Origin of the sequence: Pseudomonas sp. TNT2022 ID642, from assembly GCF_028656995.1 — a bacterium.
Lineage (GTDB): Bacteria > Pseudomonadota > Gammaproteobacteria > Pseudomonadales > Pseudomonadaceae > Aquipseudomonas.
The window spans coordinates 62,121-83,540 of sequence record NZ_JAMDGW010000002.1 but is presented as its reverse complement, the minus strand read 5'-3'; the positions used below and the strand labels follow the sequence as shown (position 1 = coordinate 83,540).

Here is a 21,420-nt window from a genome sequence, read left to right as displayed (position 1 = left end):
GCCATGCCGCAGATCCAGTCCCTACTCGACCCTCACAGTGAGGCGTTTGCGCGCAATCGTGCAGCAATGCTCGCAGCCATCGAGCAAGTGCAGCAGCTCGAACAAAATCTGCTGAATAAAGCAGCCGAAGCCAAGGCGAAATTCGACAAGCGCGGGCAATTACTGCCGCGCGAACGCCTGAACCTGTTGCTCGATCCCGGCGCGCCGTTCCTCGAACTGGCCAGCCTCGCCGGCTACAAATTGCATGACGACAAGGACGGCAGTTCGGCCGGTGGCGGGCTGATCGCCGGTATCGGTTACGTCTGCGGCATCCGCGCGATGATCGTGGCGAACAACAGCGCGATCAAGGGCGGGACGATCTCGCCCAGCGGTCTGAAAAAATCCCTGCGCCTGCAACAGATCGCTCAGGAAAACAAACTCCCGGTGATCACCCTCGCCGAGAGCGGTGGCGCCAACCTCAATTACGCCGCCGAGATTTTCGTCGAAGGCGCGCGCAGTTTTGCCAATCAGGCGCGGATGTCGGCAATGGGTTTGCCGCAGATCACCGTGGTGCACGGCTCGGCCACGGCGGGCGGCGCTTATCAGCCGGGACTGTCGGATTACGTTGTAGTGGTACGCGGCAAGGCCAAGTTGTTTTTGGCCGGCCCGCCGCTGCTCAAAGCCGCGACCGGCGAAGTCGCCACCGATGAAGAACTGGGCGGCGCAGAGATGCACGCGCAGGTCGCCGGGACGGCTGAATACCTTGCGGAAAACGATGCCGACGGCGTGCGCCAAGTGCGTGAAATCCTGCGCATGCTGCCTTGGAATGAGCAACTGCCGTGGCTGCCGGAGCCGCAATACAAAGAACCGCTCTACCCGATCGATGAATTGCTCGGGCTGATCCCCGACGATCCGAAGAAGCCTTACGACGTGCGCGAAATCATCGCGCGCATCGCCGACGAGTCTTGCTTCGTCGAATTCAAGGGCGAGTTCGATCAGCAGACCATTTGCGGCCAATTGAAGATTCAGGGCCGCGCCTGCGGTTTTATCGGCAACAACGGTCCGATCACCCCGAACGGTGCGAGCAAAGCGGCGCAGTTCATCCAGTTGTGCGACCAGAGCCAGACCCCGCTGCTGTTTTTCCACAACACCACCGGTTTTATGGTCGGCACCGAATCCGAGCAGCAAGGCGTAATCAAGCACGGCTCGAAACTGATTCAAGCGGTGGCCAATGCGCGGGTGCCTAAACTGACCATCGTCGTCGGCGGTTCCTACGGTGCCGGCAACTACGCGATGTGCGGACGCGGCCTCGATCCACGGTTTATCTTCGCCTGGCCGAACAGCCGCACGGCGGTGATGGGCGGCGCGCAGGCCGGCAAAGTGCTGCGCATTGTGACTGAAGCCAAACAGCTCAAGGACGGCCTGACGCCGGACCCGAAGATGCTCGACATGCTCGAACAGGTCACCGCGCAGAAACTCGACAGCCAGTCCACCGCGCTTTACGGCAGCGCCAACCTGTGGGACGACGGGCTGATTGACCCGCGCGACACGCGCACCCTGCTCGGCTATTTACTCGATATCTGCCACGAAGCCGACATTCGCACATTGCAACCCAACAGCTTCGGCGTCAGCCGGTTCTGACCGCCACGGATCTTACGGAGAACAATAACAATGATCTTCACCCCGGAACACGAAGCCCTGCGCCGTACCGTCCGCCAGTTCGTCGAGCACGAAATCAATCCGCACGTTGATGAATGGGAAAAGGCCGGGCGCTTTCCCATTCACGAAATTTTCCGCAAGGCCGGCGACCTCGGTTTGCTGGGCATTTCCAAACCGGAAAAATTCGGCGGCATGGGCCTCGACTACAGCTATTCGATTGTCGCCGCCGAAGAGTTCGGCACCATCCATTGCGGCGGCATTCCGATGTCGATCGGCGTGCAGACCGACATGTGTACGCCCGCCCTCGCCCGCTTCGGCTCCGATGAACTGCGCGACGAATTCCTGCGCCCGGCGATCACCGGCGAGCAGGTTGGCTGCATCGGCGTCTCTGAAGTCGGTGCCGGCTCGGATGTCGCCGGGCTGAAAACCACCGCGCGCAAGGACGGCGACGACTACGTGATCAACGGCAGCAAGATGTGGATCACCAACTCGCCGAGTGCCGACTTCATCTGCCTGCTGGCCAACACCTCGGACGACAAGCCGCACATCAACAAGTCGCTGATCATGGTGCCGATGAACACGCCGGGGATCAGCCTCAGCTCGCACCTGGACAAGCTCGGCATGCGCAGTTCGGAAACCGCCCAGGTGTTTTTCGACAACGTGCGCGTGCCACAGCGCAATCGCATCGGCCATGAAGGCGCCGGATTCATGATGCAGATGCTGCAGTTTCAGGAGGAACGTCTATTCGGCGCGGCGAACATGATCAAGGGCCTGGAATATTGCGTCGACAGCACCATCGAGTACTGCAAGGAGCGCAAGACCTTCGGCAATCCGCTGATCGACAATCAGGTCATTCACTTCCGCCTCGCCGAATTGCAGACCGAAATCGAATGCCTGCGCGCGCTGGTCTATCAGGCCACCGAGCAATATGTAAAAGGCCAGGACGTCACGCGCCTGGCGTCAATGGCCAAGCTCAAGGCCGGGCGCCTCGGCCGCGAAGTCAGCGACAGCTGCCTGCAATATTGGGGTGGCATGGGCTTCATGTGGGACAACCCGGTGGCCCGTGCCTATCGCGATGTACGACTGGTGTCGATTGGCGGCGGCGCTGACGAAATCATGCTGGGGATCATCTGCAAACTGATGGGCATCCTCCCGGGGAAAAAGAAATGAGCAGCCTGCCGCAATGCCAGACGCTATTGCTGGAGCTGCATGGCGGCGTGCTGCACATCACCCTCCATCGGCCGGACAGCCGCAATGCGATGAGCCTGCAGATGGTCAGCGAACTGCGCGCGGTGCTGGCGGCTGTGCGCGATGACCGTACGGTTCGGGCGCTGGTGCTCAGCGGTGCTGGTGGGCATTTCTGTGCCGGTGGCGATATCAAGGACATGGCCAGCGCTCGCGCTCAGGGTGCGCAGGCATATCGCGATCTGAACCGCGCGTTCGGCGCCCTGCTGGAAGAAGCACAGCACGCGCCACAAGTGCTGATCACGGTGTTGCAAGGTGCGGTGCTTGGCGGCGGTTTCGGGCTGGCCTGTGTCAGCGATATCGCGATTGCCGATCACCAGGCGCAATTCGGCCTGCCGGAAACCAGCCTCGGCTTGCTGCCAGCGCAGATTGCGCCGTTTGTGGTGCAGCGCATCGGCCTGACCGAAACCCGCCGACTGGCGCTGACCGCTGCGCGTTTCGATGGGCATCAGGCGCGGCGTCTGGGGCTGGTGCATTTTGTCGAGCAGGATGCACAAGCGCTGGCCGAGCGGCTCGATGAAGTGTTGCAGCATGTGCTGTGTTGCGCGCCGGAAGCGAATGCGATGACCAAGAAATTGTTGTTGGCGAGTGCCGGGCAGCCTTCGAGTGAATTGCTTGATGAGGCGGCGCAGTGGTTCAGCGAAGCGGTGACGGGCGACGAAGGGATCGAGGGCACTATGGCTTTCGTGCAAAAGCGTAAACCGCGGTGGGCCAGCTAAAAGCTTCGCGAGCAGGCTCGCTCCCACAGGTTTTGTGAACGATGCAAATTCCTCTGGGAGCGAGCCTGCTCGCGAAGAGGCCTGCCATCCCACCGCCAAATACTCAGGAAGATCACTATGCCCGCCATCCACAAAATCCTGATCGCCAACCGCGGTGAAATCGCCTGCCGCATCCAGCGCACCGCGCAAGCCCTCGGCTATCGCACCGTCGCCGTCTTCAGCGACGCCGACGCCGATGCCCTGCACGTACAAATGGCCGATCAAGCCGTACACATCGGCCCCGCCCCCGTGCAGCAGTCCTACCTGAACATCCCGGCGATCCTCGACGCCGCCCGCCGCAGCGGCGCCGACGCCATCCACCCCGGCTACGGTTTTCTCTCGGAAAACGCCGAGTTCGCCCGCGCCTGCGAGCAGGCCGGGCTGATCTTCATCGGCCCCAGCGTCGAAGCCATCGAATTGATGGGCAGCAAACGCCGTTCGAAAATCGCCATGCTCGAAGCCGGCGTGCCCTGCATCGGCGGTTATCAAGGTGCCGAACAGGACGATGCGACCCTGCTGCGTGAAGCGGAGCGCATTGGCTATCCGCTGATGATCAAGGCCAGTGCCGGCGGTGGCGGGCGCGGTATGCGCCTGCTGCACACCGGCGCTGATTTGCCGGCGCAATTACGCACCGCGCGCTCCGAAGCACTGAACGGTTTCGGCAGCGACGAATTGATCCTCGAACAGGCATTGATCGAACCGCGGCATGTCGAAGTGCAGTTGTTCGGCGATCAGCACGGCAACCTGATCTACCTCGGCGAACGCGATTGCTCGATCCAGCGTCGCCATCAGAAAGTCATCGAGGAAGCGCCCTGCCCGGTGATGACCGCCGACCTGCGCCAGGCCATGGGTGAGGCAGCATTGAAGGCCGGGCGCGCAGTGAACTATGTCGGCGCCGGCACCGTGGAGTTTTTGCTCGATGCGCGCGGGCAGTTCTACTTTCTGGAGATGAACACGCGCCTGCAAGTCGAGCATCCGGTGACTGAATTGATCACCGGGCTGGATCTGATCGCGTGGCAATTGCTGGTCGCCGAGGGGCAGCCGTTGCCACTGACCCAGGACCAGGTGCAGCTCAACGGACATGCCATGGAAGTGCGGCTTTACGCCGAAGATCCCGCGCAAGACTTCCTCCCGCAAACCGGTCGAGTAGAAGCCTGGGAGCCGGCGCTGCAGCACGGTGCGCGAATCGATCATGGCTTGCTGGAAGGGCAATCGATCAGCCCGTTCTACGACCCGATGCTGGGCAAAGTGATCGCCTTTGGCGCCACCCGCGAAGAAGCCCGGCGCAAACTCTTGCGCGCGGTACAGGACACGGTGTTATTGGGCGTGCAAAGCAATCAGCGCTTGCTGGCCAGCCTGTTGCAACATCCGCAGTTCATCAGTGGCGAATTCAGTACTGCGTTCATTGCCCGGTACTTTAGCGAACACCCTTGCCTGCACCGTTACATTGCGAATGCCGAGGAACTGGCGATTGCAGCGATGCTTTTCTATCAATCAAGCGCCCTCGCCCACCGCGCGCCGCTCACCGGCTGGCGCAACAATGCCAGTGTGCCGCTGCATTATCGACTCGGGCTTGATGATCAGAACTGGACAGCGCAACTGCTCGCTCACGCGCAAGGCGCCTTCACCGTGCAGGTTGCCGAGCGCACGCTCGAGTTAAAACTCATCGACCAGGACACGCAATCGCTGACACTGGAAATCGACGGTTTGCGCCAGCGTCACGCGTATCGACTGGATAGCGGGCACCTTTGGCTGTTCAGCCATCCCGGCAGTCTGCGCCTGGAGGATCGAACTCACGCAGTGATCGACAGTCAGACCAGCGTCAGCTCCGGCACTCTGAAAGCGCCGATGGACGGCGCCATCGTCGACGTTCTCGTCAGTGAAGGCAGCCCGGTCAGCAAAGGTCAGTTGCTGGTGGTGCTGGAGGCAATGAAAATGGAGCACCCGCTCAAGGCCGGCATCGACGGCGTGCTCAAGCGGGTGCAGGTCAAGGTCGGCGATCAGGTAAAAAATCGTCAGGTTCTGTTGCAGGTCGAGTAGTCACCCACACACGCTTGCGGGTTTTGGCTACGCTCTGAGTTATCAGAACGCGGAAATCAGGAACCCTGCGATGCCCCACTGGCTGGTCATAGATCTGGAAGCCACCACCGATGAGGGTGGCTGGCCGGTCACCGAGATGGAAATTATCGAGATCGGCGCCACCCTGGTCGATCGCGCCGGGCGCGAGCAGGATCACTTCCAGCGCTTCGTCAAACCGACGCGGCGGCCGTTGCTCACGCCATTTTGTCGTGAACTGACACACATTACCCAGGCCAACATCGACTCGGCGCAGCCGTTGAATGAAGTCTGGCCGGCGTTCGAGCGCTGGCTCGCGCAACATCAAACGCGCCTTGAAGGCTGGGCCAGTTGGGGCGATTACGACCGCAAGCAATTGCTCCAGGAATGGCAGCGCCTGCAAATCGACAGCGGCTTGAGCCGGGTGCCGCACATGAATCTCAAACAACGCTTTGCCAAGGCCCGGCGCCTGGAACGGCCACTGGGGCTCAACGGTGCACTGCAACTGGCTGGCATGCAGTTCAGCGGTCAGCAGCACCGGGCACTGGAGGATGCGCGCAACACTGCGCGGCTGTTGCCACTGGTCTTGCCACTCTAGGGTCAATTCGAGAACTCAGCGGACAGGCGCCGGGCAGGTGACGGCGCCAAACGCCTTGTGCATACTGGCCGCCTCCAATTTTTAACCCTTTTCGAGGAATCGCCCATGTTTAAAGTCAACGAGTACTTCGACGGCACCGTCAAGTCGATCGCCTTTGGCACCGCTGAAGGTCCGGCGACCATCGGCGTCATGGCCCCGGGCGAATACGAATTCGGCACCGCTCAGCGTGAAATCATGCATGTGGTGTCCGGCGCATTGACCGTCAAACTGCCCGACAGCAGCGACTGGGAAACCTTCGCCGCCGGCAGCCAGTTCAACGTCCCGGCCAACAGCAAGTTCCAGCTGAAGGTTGCGGTCGACACCGCTTACCTGTGCGAATACCGCGGCTAAAGCAACGGTTTCACTGCACCAACAAAAATGCCCGTGTCCAAAGACACGGGCATTTTTCGTTTCAGTGACGGACTACTCGAGAATCTCCACCGGCATGCCGACTTCGAGTCGACCATTACGGTCATTCACCAGATTCTGGCCAAACATCGCACCATCGGCTTGAGCGCGATATTTCTGCAAGGTTGCCAGCGGCTCGCGATCGGCACTGCGCTCACCGGTTTGCGGGTCGATGGTGGTGAGGATGCAGCGCGAGCACGACTTGACCACGCGGAACTCGACATCGCCAATGCGAATGCGCTTCCAGCCATCTTCGGCATACGCCTCACTGCCTTCGATCACCAGATTCGGCCGAAAGCGCAGCATTTCCAGCGGACGACCGACTCTGTCCGAGAGATCCTGCAGGGACGCCTCGCCGATCAACAGCAGGGGAAATCCGTCGGCGAATGCGACCTGATCGTCATCCTTGCCGAAACCTGCCTGAGTCATGCGGGCACGATCCAGCGGCACCTGCACCAGACGGGTCGGCTTGCCGATGAAATCGCTGACCCAGCGCGCTGCTTCTTCACCGGCATCCGGCACGCGCAAAGTGTCACGCCAGATCGTCACACCGCGCAGTTCGGCGTCATTGCCCGGCAAGGCGATGTCGATGGAGGACTGTTCAGGTGCGCTCAGGGTCAGACCGCCCTGCGCATTCCACAGCGCCGACAACTGACTCATCTTCGCTTCGGCGCGCTGGGTCAGGAAGCGGCCGCTGGCTTCGTCCACGAGCATCCAGCGTCGGTCACCATCAAGCCCCAGCTTGTCGAGGTCGACACTTTTTAGCACATCGACTTTGCCGGATTTCAACGGGTAACGATAAAGCGCGCTCAGACGCAGCATGGCCAGCTCCCTGGAGGATAAAAACGCCACCCTATACGAGCTTTATCCGCGAATCAAAGCCAGAGTTTAGTGCGATGCAAATCCTCTGCGGGAGCGAGCCTGCTCGCGAAAGCGGTTTTCCGTTCAACCAATGAGTCAACGTGGAATCCGCCTTCGCGAGCAGGCTCGCTCCCACAGGATTTGCGGGGGGGAATGATCAGGCGGGGACTTCGTCGAGCATCAGGCGCTGACGTACCACATCGACCAGTTTGTCCGGCTGGAATTTCGAGAGGAAGTTGTCGCAACCGACCTTCTTCACCATCGAGTCGTTGAAACTGCCGGACAGCGAGGTGTGCAACACCACGTACAAACCACGCAGACGCGGGTCGTTGCGAATTTCGGTGGTCAGGCGATAACCGTCCATTTCCGGCATTTCCGCATCGGTGAAGATCATCAGCAGCTTGTCGGTCATGTTCACGCCGGTATCAGCCCAGCCCTTGAGCATGTTCAACGCCTTCAGGCCATCGCTGGCGATGTGCATTTTCACGCCGAGCTGGCCGAGAGTGTCGCGCAATTGCGAAAGCGCCACGTTGGAGTCGTCCACCAGCAGCACCTCACGGCCACGGGCGCGCTCCAGCACCGGATCATCGAGTTTTTCACGCGAGACCTTGGCGTTGTACGGAACGATTTCGGCGAGAACTTTCTCGACGTCGATGATTTCTACCAGTTGATCGTCGACCTTGCTGATCGCGGTCAGGTAATGCTGACGTCCGGCGCTGGTCGGCGGCGGCAGAATGGCTTCCCAGTTCATGTTGACGATGCGATCCACGCCACCGACGAGGAAGGCCTGTACCGAGCGGTTGTACTCGGTGACGATGATGGTGCTGTTCGGACCCGGCACCAAGGGACGCATGCCGATCGCCTGCGACAGATCGATCACCGGCAAGGTCTGACCGCGCAGGTTGACCACTCCGCACACAAACGGGTGACGCTGCGGCATCAGGGTCAGTTTCGGCAGTTGCAGCACTTCCTGAACCTTGAACACGTTGATCGCGAACAACTGACGCCCGGCCAGTCGAAACATGAGAATTTCCAGGCGATTCTCACCCACCAGTTGCGTGCGTTGGTCTACCGTGTCGAGAATGCCGGCCATCAATGACTCCTGGGCTTGTTCTGATGAATTCACTATGTGAGGTTATCGGCGGCAAATGGCAGTTCTTGATTGCCAAGCCAGCCTCGTCAAAAATGCCATGATCGGGCATTGATGTCACATTAACATCATGCTTTACTGGCGCAGTGATTTTCATCTGCTACATTCTCTGCGGCGCGACCTCGGTTTGCACGGTAGGTTCCCGCGCCTAAGGGATTCCCCTAGTATCAATCAGGCCCAACCTGATATTCGCAATATCCAATAGCCATTAATGTGACGCCATTCTCATTGCATGAACGGAGTCAGGCTATTGTGTGCGATCGCAATTCAGCGGAAACAAGCCCTCTGGACCCCCTCAGTGTGTGCACCTGCACGTCTGGGCGCGATCTCCCGACGATTCATGATCGTCGCCACACACGGCATTCCCTCATCAGACATGACGTGGTGGAGATAAGCATGCCAATGGACCGCAAAGAGTGGGTAGAACGCTTCCCCGAATTCCTTGCCGAGGCCGAAAAACTTCTGGCCAAGTCCGAAGAATGCCTCAGCCATTTGCAACTGATCAGCAACGACAAGGACGCCATCGAGTGCATGCTCGGCACCCTCCTCAAACTCGCACGCCGGGCTGAAGCCCTGGCGCTAGAAGCGATCTCCGAATTCTCGCTGCACATTTACAGCCTGCTCAACCTGCCCCAGGATCGCATCGACCTTCACGAACAGGCTCTGCAAGCATTGCAGGATTGCTTCACGCTGATGGCCTGGCAGCTTGAACTGATCGATCAGAAGACCGGGCAACTGAGTCTGGATGAAAGCGAACAGGCCTCGCTGATCGAAGCCTTCGCCTATCAAGTCGGCCAAAGCCAGCTTCAGCCACCACTCGCGAGCAAACGTTTGCCCCAACGGCCCTATTCCGGGCAAGCCTGATCATCACTCTGAACACCTGCAGACTGTCGGGACGTGAATGTCGTAATTGAAATAGTTCATACCTGCCAGCGACAAGTCGAATTAAATAATCACCTCTGACAGACACAAATGTTTCCTGCCAGCCTAAGGGTTTGCCTGTGTGTTAAGAAGCACAACTTCGGGCAACACCGACATCTATCGAAGACAATAAACCGTCTATTTTCCATTATGGAACTTACGTCCAATATCACGTATTTCCTGACTCAATGGACATATATAGCGAGCGCGACCAACGGTATCTTAAGTGGTATTATGCCGCCCATTAGTTGCTTTCGAATTAATGGCATAGTGATTTCAGAGAGAGCCATCCGTTGAAGTTGGCGGTCAATGCGTTCAGCGAACCGCGTTGAAATCAATAACATAAGTGACAGCATTTTCAGACAGAGACCCGCCAGCCTCCGGCCGGTCTGCCCGCAGCGAACATCCATTGGCTCCATCCGTTATGTACGCCAGCCTCAAGTCAATCACCACATGGCCACCCTCCCGGGAAAATGCACGCCGGTTCACACTCATACTGTGCATCGCGGCAACGCTCGGCAGCCTGCTGACCTATGGTCTTTCGACACCACTCAGCCTGGGCTTGCTACTGCTCGACATGGCCGCCACCGCGTGCGTCTGGGTGCAATATCGGTTGTCACGCAAATCGATCAAGTTTCAGCCGCAAGAACTCGCTGACCGCCTGCTGGAAGTCCAGGAAAACGAACGCCATCGCCTCAGCCGCGAACTCCATGACGATATCGGCCAGTTGCTGACGGCTGCCAAACTGCAAAGCGAGTGGCTCAAGCGGCGCATGCCGGATGACTTGCAGGAACACTGCACGGCGCTGTGCGACACCCTGGAAGAAACCCTCAATAAGGTGCGCGACGTTTCGGCCATTCTCAATCCGCGCCAGTTGACCAGCCTGGGGCTTGAAGCCAGCCTGCGCGCGCATCTGCTCAAGACATTAACCAACACCAGCGTGCACTGGAGCCTCGATTGCCAGCAGCGCCTTAACGGTATCCCGGAAGAAATGGCGGTCGCCGCCTTTCGTATTACCCAAGAGGCTGTTACCAATATTCTGCGTCACGCCCAGGCGAAAAACCTGGTGATACGCGTGCAACGTCTGCCCAAAGGTCTGACGTTGCTGATCAGCGATGACGGCCAGGGGTTCGCTCCGGCTGCCAATCCGGGTCGAGAAGGACAACGAGGCATGGCCGGGATGGCCGAACGTATCGAGCAACTGGGTGGCACCCTGAACGTCATCAGCGAGCCAGGCAAAGGCACCCAAATCGAAGCACTCTTCCCTTGGGCGCCTCGCGCACTCGAGCGGGCCAGTACGAATAAGGTTATGCGTTGACTTGCAACTTACTTCTGGTGGATGACCACTCGCTGATCAGGGCCGGCGTGCGCGCTCTGGTGCTGGATATTCCCGGTTACGCGGTGATTGGCGAGGCCAATGACGGCTCGCAGTTGCTCGAAATGGTCGAGCAACTGAGTCCGGATATCGTGCTGCTGGATATCTCCATGAAAGAAACCGGTGGCCTGGAAGCCTTGCAGCGACTCAAGCGAGTCCGTCCGCAGAGCAAGGTGCTGATCCTGTCGATGCATACCGATCCGGCGCTGATCATGCAGGCACTGGAATCCGGCGCCCACGGCTATCTGCTCAAAGACACCACGGCCACCGAACTCGAACATGCACTGGAAGCCTTGCGCAACAACGAGCGCTACCTGAGCCCGGCCATCGCCCACACAGTGATCAATCAGGCCCTGACCCGTAATCAGAAGCAGCAGCCGGAAATCGCCGACTCGCACAATCTGACCGCGCGCCAACTGGAAATCCTGCGCTTGATCGTGCGGGGCAAATCCACCCGGGAAATCGCCAATGGTCTGGGGCTGAGCATCAAGACTGTCGAGACCCACCGTTCACAGATCATGAAGCGCCTGCAAATCTACGACGTGGCGGGCCTGGTTCTGTTCGCCGTGCGCGAACAGATCATCAGCCTGGACGACTGACCGATCCGGCGCCGCCCAACAATGGAGAGTGCTCCGGCAAATGCACGCGCAACGCTGCCGGACGCGCTTCAAATCGCAAGCTGTCACCTTCCAGTGGTTCGCCATCCAGATTGATGCAGAGTCCCTCGGCCACTTTGATTTCGACCCATGGCAAACGGGCTCGGATAAACATGTTATCGATGCCGAAACCATCGCTGAGCAGCGTCTTCAACGTGCCCACCAGCTCCTGTGGCGCCGGCAGGATACTGATATCCAGCAACCCGTCATCGGCCAGCGCTTCCGGGCACAGTACGTGCCCGCCACCGGCCTGACGGCCATTGCCGATACCCAGCGCGAGCATTTCGCCACTCCAGTGAAAGTCCGGCCCCTGAAGTTCACCATAAGCGGCATGCAGCTCACTGAATCGTGACAAACCGGTGAACAGATAGGCTGCACCGCCGAGTACTTTTTTCAGGTCCTCGGAAGTATTGGCCGTGACCTGACTGCCGAACCCCCCCGTGGCCATATTCAGGAAAATCTGCCCGCCCACTTCGCCCAGATCGATGTCGCGCGGCGGCACATCAAGCAGCTCAAGCGCTTCGGCAGGCTCCAGTGGCACACCGGCGGCGCGGGAAAAGTCGTTAGCGGTGCCCAAGGGTAAAAGCACCAGGCTGGCTTTGCCCGGGTGCGCCGCGAGCGCCTCGGCAATGTCGCGCAAGGTGCCATCGCCACCGCCGGCGATGATCTTCGTGTAGCCATCCGCCAAAGCCTGCTCAACCCAACGCTGAGCGTCCCCTGCCTCCCAGGTCAGACGCACGGCCAGCTCCCAGCCTTGCTTGCGCTTGTCCTCGACGGCGGTGCGAACCGCCTCGTTGAGTGCCTGCTTGCCATGCAGAATCAACAGCGCCCGGCGTTCACTCATCACGTCTCTCCCAAAATCGAATCGGTCGAGACATCTTGACCGCAGCGGCAGGCAAAAAAGCCGTCAGCCCCCTAATTAATTCAACCTTTTGGCGCGGGCGTCCTACACAGCGGTATTTTTTCTTACAAAACATGCGGAATCGGCTTAATTGACCCGGTCCGAGCATTGGGTCACCGTGTGCTCGCGGTATCGATCTTCAATCCAACACACAAGGACGTGCATGTAATGAGTGGATACACCCCCAGGGCTCTTGCCAGTTCGAGAGCTGGAAAAGCTTGCAAGCGAACAATCGAAACAACCGGTGGATGCTTCCATGCCAAGTCATGAAGCCAGAATGCCAGTGAGTCCCGTTGGCCCCCTCGTCGAAAGTCGCGCGAAGCATAAGTCCGATTTCAAAAACAGCGCCAGAACCACTGGAGAAATTGATATGGAACCCCGAGTAACCGAGCTGGAGACCCATCTCAAATACCTTCGGCGGGACATGGATGAAATCCGCGGTGACGTCAGAACGATCAAGCACCGGCTCGCCTACTCGGCGGGTGCAACAGCGGTCGTGCTGGGTCTGCTGGGCTGGGTGGCCAATAGCCGATTCGACCAGCTTGTGACATTGATCAGCAATTAAGTGAATGAGTCATTGCAGGCGCCGTCTCAGTCAGCCGACGCCTGCATTTGCATGACAGTGATCAGCCCAGCAGGTCACTCAGCGGAATGAAGACTACGGGGTCTCCTGCGCTCAGCGTGCGACCTTCCAGCACTTCGACCAATCCATCCGCCCACACCGCGCTACGTAGCACGCCTGAGCTCTGGTTGCGGTAAACAGTCGCCCGTCCTTGCTCCAGACGGCCCCGCAGGTACTCACGCCGATTGCCTGCCACCGGCCAGTCAAAACCAGCCGGTACGGTGAACTTCAGCGGCTCGACGTCCCGCACGCCCTGCCGGCGCAACAGGTAAGGTCGAGTGAGCAGCGCAAAGGTCACCAGTGTCGACGCCGGATTGCCTGGCAAGCCGATCACCGGCACGTTGCGGAAATGGCCGAACGTGAGCGGTTTACCGGGTTTGATCGCCAGCTTCCAAAGGGCAAGCTCGCCCTCTTCTCGCAAAGCGATACCGAGAAAATCCGCCTCACCCACCGACACGCCACCGGTGGAAAGAATAAAATCAACATCCTGCAATTCACCCAGGCGGGCGCGGGTAGTGGCCAGATTATCCGGAAGAATACCGGCATCGATCACCTCACAGCCCAGACGTTGCAGCCAGCTGCACAGCAGCACCCGATTGCTGTTGTATATCTGACCCGGCCCCAACGCCTGGCCTGGTTCGACCAATTCATCGCCGGTGGAAATCACCGCCACGCGAACTTGGCGCACCACCTTCAACCCGGCGCAGCCCAACGATGCGGCCAGCCCCTGCTCTATCGGACCCAAGCGGGTTCCGGCAGGCAGGATCAGCTCACCGACGGTGGTTTCCTGGCCTTGCGGGCGTATGTTCTGCCCGACTTTCATCGGTTCGAGGAAGCGCACCATTTCATCGGTTTGAACCTCTGCGTTTTCCTGCATTTCCACGCAATCAGCGCCCGCAGGTACTGGAGCGCCGGTGAAAATCCGTGCACAGGTGCCCGGTTTCAAAGGCTCTGGGGATTGCCCGGCGAACACTTTCTGACTGACCGGCATGGGCTCGCCAGTCCAGTCCGCCAGGTTCAACGCATATCCGTCCATGGCACTGTTAGGCCAAGGCGGCAGATCCAGCGTCGAAATCAGATCTTCGCTCAGCACACGTCCCTGAACCTGAGCCAGCGGCAAGTATTCATGCTCGGCAATTGGCGAGGCTTCGGCCATCTCAAGCAGACGCGCCAGTGCCACCTCGACCGGCATCAATGCCCCGGTCTTGCCCGGCTTACCCACGGGATTCACAAGGCGCCGCCTGCTTCAAATGAGTCACGAAATTGCACGGGCGATGACGAGCGTCCAACTGCTCGCCCAGAATGCCATCCCAACCAGTGCGTACGGCATTGGTCGAACCCGGCAGGCAGCAAACCAGCGTGCCATTGGCCAGACCGGCCAGCGCACGGGACTGCACCGTGGAGGTGCCGATATCGGCTACCGAAATCTGCCGGAACAACTCACCAAACCCGTCGACCTGTTTGTCGAGCAGGCAGGCAACTGCTTCAGGAGTACTGTCGCGGCCAGTAAAACCTGTACCGCCGGTGATCAGCACGACTTGTACGACATCGTCGGCAATCCAGGTGGCGACTTGCGCGCGAATTTTGTAGAGGTCATCTTTGAGCAAGACCCGCTGCGCCAGAAAATGGCCTGCCGCCGTCAAGCGGTCGACAAAGACCTGACCTGAGGTGTCGGTTTCCAGGGTGCGGGTGTCACTGACTGTCAGCACCGCAATATTGAGCGGCACGAAAGGTACATCAGCCTTGGCTTTCATAGGCTCGTCCAGTTGTAGGAGAAACAGCCCGGTGTTATATCACAGCGCCTCATTTTTTCGCCGCCCCTCTGGAGAGCTGCCATGCCCCTGAATACGCAATTGCCACCCTGCTCCATTCTGCTCCTGGCAGGCGGACGCGGCCAACGCATGGGCGGTCAGGACAAAGGCCTGGTCGAGTGGCAGGGCGAGCCGTTGATTGCGCATTTGCAGCGCAAGGTCCGTGCACTGACTGACGACCTGATCATCTCCTGCAACCGTAATCGCGGGCGTTACGCGCCATTCGCCGATCAATTGGTGGTCGATGACGAGGGCGATTTTCCGGGGCCATTGGCCGGCATTCGTGCGGGCCTGAAAGCGGCGCGCCATTCGCACCTGCTGGTCTTGCCCTGTGATGTCCCGCGCATTGACGCAGCGTTACTGCAAAGCATGCGCGAGACGGCCAATCACAATCCTGAAAAACCTTTAATGTTGCGCCATGACGGGCATTGGGAACCGCTGCTGTGTGTGATTCCGGTGGCTTTGCTAGACGCCTTCGAAAACGCCTGGAACGCCGGTGAGCGCAGCCCCGGGCGGGTCATGCGCAATCTCGGCGCCACTGCCCTGGAGTGCCCGGACAACGACCCGCGACTGGCCAACCTCAACACCCCCGAACTGTTAAATTCCCACAACACTGTGTCAGACTGACACCATTCAAGGAACTCTCACGCCTTGTATACGTCTCAAGCTCAGTAACCAAAAGAATTCCCATTCGGAGACACACCCATGACTCAACGGACCCTCGCCACTTTCATGCTCGCACTGGGCCTTGCCACCCTCGCCGGTTGCTCGTCGCCTACAGTGATCACCTTGAATGACGGTCGCGAAATCCAGGCCGTCGACACCCCGAAATACGATGACGATTCGGGCTTCTACGAGTTCAAACAGCTGGACGGCAAAGAAACTCGCATCAACAAGGATCAGGTTCGTACCGTTAAAGAGCTGTAAGCTCTGGATCGACACCGGATACAGAAAAGCCCGCATTGATTGCGGGCTTTTTCATGGGCGCTCGAAAAGTGAAGTCGGTATCACCACTGCAGCGTGATCCGGCTCTCGAATTCGCGCTCGTCACCGGTCACCGGGTCGATAAACCGCAGACCTTGCGCCAGCAACTTCAACGGATTGGCGTAGTCGTCCTCGGCGTCTTTCAACACAGCCGGATAAAAAGGATCGTTACAGATGCTCGCGCCCAACGCTGTCATGTGGACGCGCAGTTGATGTTTCTTGCCGGTCACCGGAAACAACCCATAACGCCACAGATCGCCATGTTTTTCCCGGACCTCCACCGCCGTTTCGGTATTGCTGACACCCGCGCCTTCCTGCATGCGGAAAAACGGTTCGCCATCCACCAGACGGCTTTTGTGCACCAGGGGGAATTGCAGGTCTGGCAGCGCCGGGGCGATAGCCTCATAACGCTTGTCGATCTGCCGCGTCGGGAACAATGACTGATAGGCCGAACGGGTTTGCGGGTTGGCCGAGAAAATCACCAGTCCCGCCGTGTGCCGGTCGATGCGGTGCAGCGGCACCAGGTGCGGATTGTCCAGACGACGAATCAGCCTGCGCAACAAGGTTTGCTCAACGTATTCTCCGGCGGGCGTCACCGGCAGAAAATGCGGTTTGTCAGCCACCACCAGATGTTCGTCCGCATACAGAATCGACTCGACCACCGGGATCGGCTTCTCGTCCGGCACTTCGCGAAAATAATGAATCCGCAAACCTTCCTTGTAAGCCAGATCCACCGAGATCGGCTGGCCATGACCATCCAGCACCCGTCCCCGGGCGATCCGGTCCAGCCATTGTTCGCGGTCAATCGCGCGGAAATGCTCGCACAGACAATCGAGTACGGTCAGCCACGCACCGGGCGGCAGATAAAGCGTGCTCGCCTGATTCTGAGCAGCAGAGAATGTAGATGTGGACATACGAAAATTCGGACCCTCAATACAGCTCGGCATTATCCAACACAGAGGGAGACGAACCTAGCGCAGATTGCTCAGGCCGGGATCGACTTGAGCGCTGCGGCGTCTGTGAACTCCTTGAGCCAGCGCAGCACATCGACGGCCTCCCAGCGACCCGGGTCGTACAAGGCGTAGAGCAAGCCCTGGTAACCGACCACATCCAGTTGTTTGTGGTAACCGGCACGCTGAAACAAGGCCTCGATCTCGGCGAAGCAGGTGTTGAAATGCAGTTTGTTGAACGGCGTCTTGCCCTCCGTGACCAACCCGTCGAGGCGCAGTTCGAGAACGGCCTCGCGCACCACATCAACCGACATCCGGTTCACGCTGTTCTTCAACTGTTCGACATTGACCACGGTTCATCCCTCTGACGCATTTACTGTATGAACATACAGTAACCGAACAATCCGCAAAATGCCAAGGAATGGATGGCAGCGGCGACCGGCGGGATGAACTGGAAAATACGGATCAACGCAGAAATGCCACGACCTCATCAGCGCTGAATGGCCAGCCCAGCTCAGCACCTGTATCGACACGGCGCAATACTGGAATCCGTAGGCTATAAGCCTCGAACCAGGATTCGTCTTCAGCAATATCGACCAGTTCAACCAGCAAGCCATGCTCGACAAAAGGCATCAGCTCAGCCTCGGCGACTTCGCACAAATGGCACCCCAGGGTGCCAAACAACTGACATTCAGGAAGCATGAGCGCTCAACCAGAAAATGAGTGGGCCTATTCTAAGCCGCACCTGAAAACCCGTCGAGCCGCCACCGCCCAAAGGCTCCAGCGCCTGGGCAAGAACTCACAGGCAAAACCCTGACGCAAATCAGTCTGCACAAAAACCAATTACGCGATCCTCCTGGCCTTTTTGCCTCTACGCTTGAAAAGCCTGAATCTGACATCGGAGTGTCCAGTGTTTGCCAATCTGTTGATTATCCTCGCCTCGTCCCTCGTGGTGATTGCCCTGTTCCGGCGCTTGCGGCTGCCGCCGGTGCTGGGTTATCTGTGCGTGGGATTGCTGGTGGGGCCGAGTGCATTCGACTGGGTCAACGAGAGCGAACACCTGCCGGATGTGGCCGAATTGGGCGTGGTGTTTCTGTTGTTTTCACTGGGTTTGGAGTTTTCCCTGTCGAAGATGATCGCTCTGCGCCAGGTGGTTTTTCGTCTCGGCAGCCAGCAAGTGCTGATCAGCACGGCGCTGCTCGGTTTGTTGCTGATGCTGCTGGGCATGCCGATGACGCCAGCGCTGTTGCTCGGCGCCGGGCTTTCGTTGTCATCCACAGCGATCGTGACCAAAGAACTGGGCAGCCTCGGTGAGGTGTTCAGCAGCCACGGGCAGAATGCCGTTGGCGTGTTGCTGTTTCAGGACGTGATCGCGGTGTTGCTGTTGACGCTGGTTCCCGTGTTCGCCGGTAGCAGCGAGCAAGTCTGGTACTGGGCGCTGCCACTGACGTTGGCAAAAACCGTGGTGCTGTTTGTCGGTCTGCTGCTGGCCAGTCGCTGGTTACTGCCGCGGCTGTTCCATGAAGTGGCCGCGTCACGTTCGGCAGAGTTGTTCGTGCTGCTGGCGCTGGTGATTGTGCTGTTGACCGCATGGCTGACTCACCTGCTGGGCCTGTCCCCTGCCCTCGGTGCATTTCTGGCCGGCATGTTGCTCGGTGAAAGCCACTATCGGCATCAGATCGAGGCCGACATCCGACCGTTTCGCGACATCCTGCTCGGGGTGTTTTTCGTCAGCATCGGCATGCTCATCGACCTGCAACTGTTCCTCAGTCACAGCCTGTTGATCCTCGGACTCACCCTAGGGTTGATGGTGATCAAAGGCATCGTCGTCGCCTTGTTGGTGAAGTGGCGCGGCAGTGACAGCGAAACGGCGTGGCGCAGCGGCCTGGCCTTGGCCCAAGGTGGCGAGTTCTGCTTCGCACTCATGGCGCAGATGCAGCAACACAGCATGATGCCCGAAGCGCTGGGCGACCTGCTGCTCGCAGCGACATTCTGCTCGATGCTGCTGACGCCCCTGCTGCTGCGCGCCGCGCCACGTATCGCTGCAGTCCTGCACCGCAAACCCAATCAGGAAGCGCAAATCGAAGAGATCAGCGCACTCAACGCCGACCTCAACCAGCATGTGGTGATTTGTGGTTACGGCCGCGTCGGCCAATCCATCGGTCGTTTCATGCGCAATGCCAAACAGCCCTATATCGCACTGGACAATGACCCGGTACGGGTGCAGGAAGCCGCCATTGGAGAAAGTGACGTGCATTACGGCGACTCGTCGCGCGGCGATCTGCTGAACGCCGTTGGCCTGCTGCGCGCAAAACTGCTGGTGGTCGCCGTGGATCAGAGTGACATTGCCCTGCGCATCCTCAAGGAAGCGCGCCGGCTCAACGCCCATGTGCCGATCCTGGTACGCACCCGCGACGACAGCCAATGGGCCGAATTGAAAGCCGCCGGCGCCACCGAAGTGGTGCCGGAGCTATTGGAGTCAAGCCTGATGCTCGCCTCTCACGCCTTGATCATGCTTGGTCTGCCGGCGCATCAGGTGCAGGAGAAAGTCGATCAGGTGCGCATCGACCGCTATCGCCTGCTCCACGGTTTCTATCCGGGTAGCGACGATGCCGAGACTTAATCCTGGCTTACCGCGCCGATCTTGTGCAGCGACAAATCGGCGCCGTAATACTCCTGTTCCTGACTCAGGCGCAGCCCGTGCAGCGCCTTGATCGCGCCGTATACGACGAAACCACCGACCAGCGCCACAGCGACGCCGAGTACGGTGCCGATCAACTGGCTGATCAGGCTGACGCCACCGATCCCGCCGAGCGCGGTCTGGCCGAAGATCCCGCAGGCAATCCCGCCCCAGACGCCGCACAAACCGTGCAATGGCCACACGCCCAAGACATCGTCGATGCGCCATTTCACCTGCGCGGCGGTAAAGCACCAGACGAACAGCGCGCCGGCAATTGCACCGGTCACCAGCGCACCGACCGGATGCATCAGATCGGACCCGGCACAGATCGCCACCAACCCGGCCAATGGGCCGTTGTGCAGAAAACCCGGGTCATTGCGCCCGACCAGCAGTGCTGCCATGGTGCCGCCGACCATCGCCATCAACGAATTGACCGCCACCAGACCACTGACGCCTTGCAGCGTCTGCGCGCTCATCACGTTGAAGCCGAACCAGCCGACAATCAGAATCCACGAACCCAGGGCCAGGAAAGGAATGCTCGAGGGGGCGAACGCCACCAGACGCCCGTCGCGGTAACGGCCATTGCGTGGTCCGAGCAACAGCACCGCCGCCAGCGCCAGCCAACCGCCCATGGCGTGCACCACCACGGAACCGGCAAAATCATGGAAAGCGGCGCCGAACTGCGCCGTCAGCCACGCTTGCAGACCGTAGTTGCCGTTCCAGATCATGCCTTCGAAAAACGGATAGATGAACGCTACGATCAGCGCCGTGGCGCACAACTGCGGCACGAAACGCGCGCGTTCGGCGATGCCGCCGGAGATGATCGCCGGGATCGCGGCAGCAAAAGTCAGCAGGAAGAAAAACTTCACCAGTCCGTAACCGTGGTCGGCACTCAGCACCGCCGCCGGTTGCATAAACGTCACGCCGTAGGAGATCCAATAGCCTATAAAGAAATAGGCCAGGGTCGAGACAGCGAAATCACTGAGAATCTTCGACAGCGCATTCACCTGGTTTTTCTGGCGCACCGTACCGACTTCCAGAAAGGCGAAACCGGCATGCATCGCCAGCACCATCACCGCACCGATCAGAATGAACAAGGTATTGGAACTGTGAACCAGCGTGTCCACAGCGCTTTGCAGATTTTCCATAAGCAGGCAGACCTAAAGGCGAAAAAGGCACCAAAGCGGTTCATGCGCACATTTCATGCACCAAGTTGCGACCGCACAGTCACGGATCCGAAGGTCCGGCGAACTGGTTTGGCGCACGAGGTCGATGTGCTGACACGAACCGGGCTTGTTTGGGATAAGGTTTCTCAAGGCGCACGCCCGGCAACAGCGCATAACGGTCGGGCGACGCACCACGACACAGCAAAAGTTGTACCAGTCATTTGTACTGAACCTTCGCGCAAGGCTCATACTCGAACGCTTCAGACGTCACTTACGGAGATCCACCATGGCCAGCATCAAGGCAAAGACTGCTCAAGAAATCCTCATGAACGACTTCCAGACTTTGGTCGCCGACACCGAACGGTTGCTCGAGCACACCGCCACCCTGGCCGGCGATCAGGCCGATGAGCTACGCGAGCAGATCCACGACAGCCTGCTGCGCGCTCGCGAGACCCTGAAACTGACCGAAGAAACCCTGCGCGATCGCGGTCAGGCTGCTGTCACCGCTACAGAAGATTACGTGTCGGCCAACCCGTGGCAATCCGTCGGTATTGCCGCCGGTGTCGGCTTTCTGATCGGCCTGCTGGCCACTCGGCGCTGAT

Annotated in this window: 23 protein-coding genes; 14 read left to right on the top strand and 9 right to left on the bottom strand. The window is 59.3% G+C overall.

All coding sequences use genetic code 11. The features are described 5' to 3' along the window. Nucleotides 1–3 precede the first annotated feature (3 nt). The 6 genes from atuC to ppnP all read left to right on the top strand — a co-directional run bounded on the left by atuC (nucleotide 4) and on the right by ppnP (nucleotide 6,684). The gene (gene atuC / locus M5G26_RS03830; protein ID WP_150694209.1) at nucleotides 4–1,620 is read left to right on the top strand and encodes a geranyl-CoA carboxylase subunit beta; all 1,617 of its coding nucleotides are present in this window, start codon (nucleotides 4–6) and stop codon (nucleotides 1,618–1,620) included. A 30-nt stretch (nucleotides 1,621–1,650) separates the two neighbouring features. After that, a complete protein-coding gene (atuD, locus tag M5G26_RS03825; protein WP_273914480.1) occupies nucleotides 1,651–2,808 on the top strand; it encodes a citronellyl-CoA dehydrogenase in 1,158 nt (385 codons plus the stop codon). Continuing rightward, nucleotides 2,805–3,602: an enoyl-CoA hydratase/isomerase family protein gene (locus tag M5G26_RS03820; RefSeq protein ID WP_273914479.1), complete on the top strand. Its 798-nt coding sequence runs from the start codon at nucleotides 2,805–2,807 to the stop codon at nucleotides 3,600–3,602. Before atuD ends, M5G26_RS03820 begins: the two co-directional genes overlap by 4 nt. Before the next feature lie 117 nt (nucleotides 3,603–3,719). Beyond that, the gene (locus tag M5G26_RS03815) at nucleotides 3,720–5,681 is read left to right on the top strand and encodes an acetyl/propionyl/methylcrotonyl-CoA carboxylase subunit alpha (RefSeq protein WP_273914478.1); all 1,962 of its coding nucleotides are present in this window, start codon (nucleotides 3,720–3,722) and stop codon (nucleotides 5,679–5,681) included. Between the two features lie 70 nt (nucleotides 5,682–5,751). Continuing rightward, on the top strand, nucleotides 5,752–6,294 hold the full coding sequence (locus M5G26_RS03810) for an exonuclease domain-containing protein (protein ID WP_122844282.1): 543 nt from the start codon (nucleotides 5,752–5,754) through the stop codon (nucleotides 6,292–6,294). Between the two features lie 105 nt (nucleotides 6,295–6,399). After that, on the top strand, nucleotides 6,400–6,684 hold the full coding sequence (gene ppnP / locus M5G26_RS03805) for a pyrimidine/purine nucleoside phosphorylase (protein ID WP_003226701.1): 285 nt from the start codon (nucleotides 6,400–6,402) through the stop codon (nucleotides 6,682–6,684). 72 nt (nucleotides 6,685–6,756) lie between these two features. Here ppnP and M5G26_RS03800 read toward each other — a convergent pair whose 3' ends face one another. Further along, on the bottom strand, nucleotides 6,757–7,563 hold the full coding sequence (locus M5G26_RS03800; protein WP_273914477.1) for an MOSC domain-containing protein: 807 nt from the start codon (nucleotides 7,561–7,563) through the stop codon (nucleotides 6,757–6,759). 196 nt (nucleotides 7,564–7,759) lie between these two features. Further along, on the bottom strand, nucleotides 7,760–8,695 hold the full coding sequence (locus tag M5G26_RS03795; RefSeq protein WP_102900403.1) for a chemotaxis protein CheV: 936 nt from the start codon (nucleotides 8,693–8,695) through the stop codon (nucleotides 7,760–7,762). A 453-nt stretch (nucleotides 8,696–9,148) separates the two neighbouring features. Here M5G26_RS03795 and M5G26_RS03790 point away from each other — a divergent pair, with 453 nt between their 5' ends. The 3 genes from M5G26_RS03790 to M5G26_RS03780 all read left to right on the top strand — a co-directional run bounded on the left by M5G26_RS03790 (nucleotide 9,149) and on the right by M5G26_RS03780 (nucleotide 11,647). Beyond that, the gene (locus tag M5G26_RS03790; protein WP_150694205.1) at nucleotides 9,149–9,616 is read left to right on the top strand and encodes a hypothetical protein; all 468 of its coding nucleotides are present in this window, start codon (nucleotides 9,149–9,151) and stop codon (nucleotides 9,614–9,616) included. A gap of 481 nt (nucleotides 9,617–10,097) precedes the next feature. Further along, nucleotides 10,098–10,991 (top strand): sensor histidine kinase, encoded by an 894-nt coding sequence (locus tag M5G26_RS03785; RefSeq protein WP_134176413.1) that lies wholly within the window; start codon nucleotides 10,098–10,100, stop codon nucleotides 10,989–10,991. After that, nucleotides 10,988–11,647: a response regulator gene (locus M5G26_RS03780; RefSeq protein WP_034155212.1), complete on the top strand. Its 660-nt coding sequence runs from the start codon at nucleotides 10,988–10,990 to the stop codon at nucleotides 11,645–11,647. The genes M5G26_RS03785 and M5G26_RS03780 overlap by 4 nt, the downstream gene beginning before the upstream one ends. Here the strand turns inward: M5G26_RS03780 and yegS are convergent. Continuing rightward, entirely contained in the window at nucleotides 11,631–12,548 is a 918-nt protein-coding gene (gene yegS / locus M5G26_RS03775) for a lipid kinase YegS (protein WP_134176305.1), read from the bottom strand. The two genes, M5G26_RS03780 and yegS, sit on opposite strands and share 17 nt — an antisense overlap. A gap of 313 nt (nucleotides 12,549–12,861) precedes the next feature. Between yegS and M5G26_RS03770 the strand changes: the two genes are divergently transcribed. After that, nucleotides 12,862–13,170, top strand: a complete 309-nt coding sequence (locus M5G26_RS03770) for a hypothetical protein (RefSeq protein ID WP_191625187.1) — start codon at nucleotides 12,862–12,864, stop codon at nucleotides 13,168–13,170. A gap of 61 nt (nucleotides 13,171–13,231) precedes the next feature. Here M5G26_RS03770 and M5G26_RS03765 read toward each other — a convergent pair whose 3' ends face one another. After that, on the bottom strand, nucleotides 13,232–14,458 hold the full coding sequence (locus M5G26_RS03765; protein WP_273914476.1) for a molybdopterin molybdotransferase MoeA: 1,227 nt from the start codon (nucleotides 14,456–14,458) through the stop codon (nucleotides 13,232–13,234). Continuing rightward, nucleotides 14,442–14,981 (bottom strand): molybdenum cofactor biosynthesis protein B, encoded by a 540-nt coding sequence (gene moaB / locus M5G26_RS03760; protein ID WP_007908664.1) that lies wholly within the window; start codon nucleotides 14,979–14,981, stop codon nucleotides 14,442–14,444. Before moaB ends, M5G26_RS03765 begins: the two co-directional genes overlap by 17 nt. A gap of 81 nt (nucleotides 14,982–15,062) precedes the next feature. Between moaB and mobA the strand changes: the two genes are divergently transcribed. After that, entirely contained in the window at nucleotides 15,063–15,665 is a 603-nt protein-coding gene (gene mobA, locus M5G26_RS03755) for a molybdenum cofactor guanylyltransferase MobA (protein ID WP_273914475.1), read from the top strand. A 78-nt stretch (nucleotides 15,666–15,743) separates the two neighbouring features. Continuing rightward, complete coding sequence (locus M5G26_RS03750; protein ID WP_007908660.1) at nucleotides 15,744–15,965, top strand: YgdI/YgdR family lipoprotein; 222 nt, start codon at nucleotides 15,744–15,746, stop codon at nucleotides 15,963–15,965. Nucleotides 15,966–16,045: 80 nt separating this feature from the next. Here the strand turns inward: M5G26_RS03750 and M5G26_RS03745 are convergent, their stop codons facing one another. The 3 genes from M5G26_RS03745 to M5G26_RS03735 form a co-directional block, all read right to left on the bottom strand. Continuing rightward, nucleotides 16,046–16,936, bottom strand: a complete 891-nt coding sequence (locus tag M5G26_RS03745; protein ID WP_273914474.1) for a pseudouridine synthase — start codon at nucleotides 16,934–16,936, stop codon at nucleotides 16,046–16,048. Nucleotides 16,937–17,007: 71 nt separating this feature from the next. Then, on the bottom strand, nucleotides 17,008–17,325 hold the full coding sequence (locus M5G26_RS03740) for a transcriptional regulator (RefSeq protein ID WP_007908658.1): 318 nt from the start codon (nucleotides 17,323–17,325) through the stop codon (nucleotides 17,008–17,010). Nucleotides 17,326–17,437: 112 nt separating this feature from the next. After that, the gene (locus M5G26_RS03735; RefSeq protein WP_134176309.1) at nucleotides 17,438–17,674 is read right to left on the bottom strand and encodes a glutaredoxin family protein; all 237 of its coding nucleotides are present in this window, start codon (nucleotides 17,672–17,674) and stop codon (nucleotides 17,438–17,440) included. Between the two features lie 208 nt (nucleotides 17,675–17,882). Between M5G26_RS03735 and M5G26_RS03730 the strand changes: the two genes are divergently transcribed. Beyond that, complete coding sequence (locus tag M5G26_RS03730) at nucleotides 17,883–19,595, top strand: cation:proton antiporter (protein WP_134176310.1); 1,713 nt, start codon at nucleotides 17,883–17,885, stop codon at nucleotides 19,593–19,595. Here M5G26_RS03730 and M5G26_RS03725 read toward each other — a convergent pair. Beyond that, on the bottom strand, nucleotides 19,592–20,800 hold the full coding sequence (locus M5G26_RS03725; RefSeq protein ID WP_134176311.1) for an ammonium transporter: 1,209 nt from the start codon (nucleotides 20,798–20,800) through the stop codon (nucleotides 19,592–19,594). The two genes, M5G26_RS03730 and M5G26_RS03725, sit on opposite strands and share 4 nt — an antisense overlap. Before the next feature lie 304 nt (nucleotides 20,801–21,104). Between M5G26_RS03725 and M5G26_RS03720 the strand changes: the two genes are divergently transcribed. Next, a complete protein-coding gene (locus tag M5G26_RS03720) occupies nucleotides 21,105–21,419 on the top strand; it encodes a DUF883 family protein (protein WP_007908653.1) in 315 nt (104 codons plus the stop codon). Nucleotide 21,420: the final 1 nt, after the last annotated feature.

What these genes read in the sequence shown, in the direction of transcription:
- atuC (WP_150694209.1), top strand. Translation starts at nt 4, where the DNA reads ATGCCGCAGATCCAGTCCCTACTCGACCCTCACAGTGAGGCGTTTGCG.
- atuD (WP_273914480.1), top strand. Translation starts at nt 1,651, where the DNA reads ATGATCTTCACCCCGGAACACGAAGCCCTGCGCCGTACCGTCCGCCAG.
- M5G26_RS03820 (WP_273914479.1), top strand. Translation starts at nt 2,805, where the DNA reads ATGAGCAGCCTGCCGCAATGCCAGACGCTATTGCTGGAGCTGCATGGC.
- M5G26_RS03815 (WP_273914478.1), top strand. Translation starts at nt 3,720, where the DNA reads ATGCCCGCCATCCACAAAATCCTGATCGCCAACCGCGGTGAAATCGCC.
- M5G26_RS03810 (WP_122844282.1), top strand. Translation starts at nt 5,752, where the DNA reads ATGCCCCACTGGCTGGTCATAGATCTGGAAGCCACCACCGATGAGGGT.
- ppnP (WP_003226701.1), top strand. Translation starts at nt 6,400, where the DNA reads ATGTTTAAAGTCAACGAGTACTTCGACGGCACCGTCAAGTCGATCGCC.
- M5G26_RS03800 (WP_273914477.1), bottom strand. Translation starts at nt 7,563, where the DNA reads ATGCTGCGTCTGAGCGCGCTTTATCGTTACCCGTTGAAATCCGGCAAA.
- M5G26_RS03795 (WP_102900403.1), bottom strand. Translation starts at nt 8,695, where the DNA reads ATGGCCGGCATTCTCGACACGGTAGACCAACGCACGCAACTGGTGGGT.
- M5G26_RS03790 (WP_150694205.1), top strand. Translation starts at nt 9,149, where the DNA reads ATGCCAATGGACCGCAAAGAGTGGGTAGAACGCTTCCCCGAATTCCTT.
- M5G26_RS03785 (WP_134176413.1), top strand. Translation starts at nt 10,098, where the DNA reads ATGTACGCCAGCCTCAAGTCAATCACCACATGGCCACCCTCCCGGGAA.
- yegS (WP_134176305.1), bottom strand. Translation starts at nt 12,548, where the DNA reads ATGAGTGAACGCCGGGCGCTGTTGATTCTGCATGGCAAGCAGGCACTC.
- M5G26_RS03770 (WP_191625187.1), top strand. Translation starts at nt 12,862, where the DNA reads ATGCCAAGTCATGAAGCCAGAATGCCAGTGAGTCCCGTTGGCCCCCTC.
- moaB (WP_007908664.1), bottom strand. Translation starts at nt 14,981, where the DNA reads ATGAAAGCCAAGGCTGATGTACCTTTCGTGCCGCTCAATATTGCGGTG.
- mobA (WP_273914475.1), top strand. Translation starts at nt 15,063, where the DNA reads ATGCCCCTGAATACGCAATTGCCACCCTGCTCCATTCTGCTCCTGGCA.
- M5G26_RS03750 (WP_007908660.1), top strand. Translation starts at nt 15,744, where the DNA reads ATGACTCAACGGACCCTCGCCACTTTCATGCTCGCACTGGGCCTTGCC.
- M5G26_RS03745 (WP_273914474.1), bottom strand. Translation starts at nt 16,936, where the DNA reads ATGTCCACATCTACATTCTCTGCTGCTCAGAATCAGGCGAGCACGCTT.
- M5G26_RS03735 (WP_134176309.1), bottom strand. Translation starts at nt 17,674, where the DNA reads ATGCTTCCTGAATGTCAGTTGTTTGGCACCCTGGGGTGCCATTTGTGC.
- M5G26_RS03725 (WP_134176311.1), bottom strand. Translation starts at nt 20,800, where the DNA reads ATGGAAAATCTGCAAAGCGCTGTGGACACGCTGGTTCACAGTTCCAAT.
- M5G26_RS03720 (WP_007908653.1), top strand. Translation starts at nt 21,105, where the DNA reads ATGGCCAGCATCAAGGCAAAGACTGCTCAAGAAATCCTCATGAACGAC.